Raw genomic sequence first — 573 nt, forward strand, 5'->3', positions numbered from 1 at the left:
TGGACCACCAACACCTCGCACTCAACGACATCCACCGAATCACCGGCCACGACCAACTCTTCGACACCCTATTCGTGTACGAAAACTATCCGGTCGACACCGCCGCGTTCTCCGGCATCGACGGGCTCGGTATCACCGAGATCCACGGTCGCGAATCCACCCACTATCCGCTGACGATGGCGGCCCGGCCGGGCAATGAAGTGGAGCTTCGCGTCGAGTTCGATACCGATGTGTTCGCGGCGGAAAGCGTCGACGCGCTGATCGAACGACTGCTGCGGTTGTTGGTGGCGATGACCGCCGATCCGGGGCAGCCGCTTTCGGCGATAGATCCGCTCACCGAGGCTGAGCACGCCGCGCTGGATCGGTTCGGTAACCGCGCGATTCTGACCCGGCCCACGCCCCCAGCCGTGTCGATTCCCGAATCGTTCGCCGAGCAGCTGGCCCGCACCCCCGAGGCGGTAGCGGTCACCTTCGGCGGCACCTCGATGACCTACCGCGAACTCGACGATGCGGCCACCCGGTTGGCGCACCTGCTGGCCGCCCACGGCGTGGTCCCGGGACAGTGTGTGGCGC

General features: G+C 66.0%; 1 protein-coding gene. It reads left to right on the forward strand.

The window, feature by feature from the left end; genetic code table 11:
• On the forward strand, positions 1 to 573 hold a 573-nt coding region (locus BST14_RS28260; RefSeq protein ID WP_142279686.1), incomplete at both ends, for a condensation domain-containing protein.

Source organism: Mycobacterium arosiense ATCC BAA-1401 = DSM 45069 (genome assembly GCF_002086125.1).
Taxonomy (GTDB): domain Bacteria; phylum Actinomycetota; class Actinomycetes; order Mycobacteriales; family Mycobacteriaceae; genus Mycobacterium; species Mycobacterium arosiense.